The organism is Phaeovulum veldkampii DSM 11550 (assembly GCF_003034995.1).
In the GTDB taxonomy this organism is placed as follows: domain Bacteria; phylum Pseudomonadota; class Alphaproteobacteria; order Rhodobacterales; family Rhodobacteraceae; genus Phaeovulum; species Phaeovulum veldkampii.
The window spans coordinates 1-395 of sequence record NZ_PZKF01000146.1; the positions used below are offsets into that span (position 1 = coordinate 1).

Here is a 395-nt window from a genome sequence, read left to right on the forward strand (position 1 = left end):
GCCGATTGGTCTTTGACCAGCTTGCAGCTGAAACTGATCAAGATCGGTGCCCGTGTGGTGCGTCACGCCCGCGCCATCACCTTCCAACTCGCCGAGGTCGCCGTGACTGGCCCAATGGTCAGGGCTATCCTTGCCGCCATCCACCGATTGCGAACGCCGCCGCTATGCGCGTAACCGCGAAATTGGCCAAAACTCAACGAAAGAGGCTCGACAGGTCTGCCCACCGCGCTGAAAAACGTCGCTGCCGGGAAAAGACGCCGCGGGTTCGCGGCCCGATCCGCCCAACTCCAGGCGTTTGCGCGACCGCAGACGCCGCTCGGCGCGAAAAACGCTTGTCCAGCGGGCAAAATCAGGCGATCTTGACGTCAGACGGCAGGCCACTTGGGGAATGTCGG

At 62.8% G+C, this 395-nt stretch carries 1 protein-coding gene; it reads left to right on the forward strand.

Annotated features, from left to right (window positions below; all coding sequences use genetic code 11):
• Window positions 1-174, forward strand: a 174-nt coding sequence (locus tag C5F46_RS16335) for a transposase (RefSeq protein ID WP_181317786.1), incomplete at its 5' end; no start/stop codon positions are given.
• Window positions 175-395 lie beyond the last annotated feature (221 nt).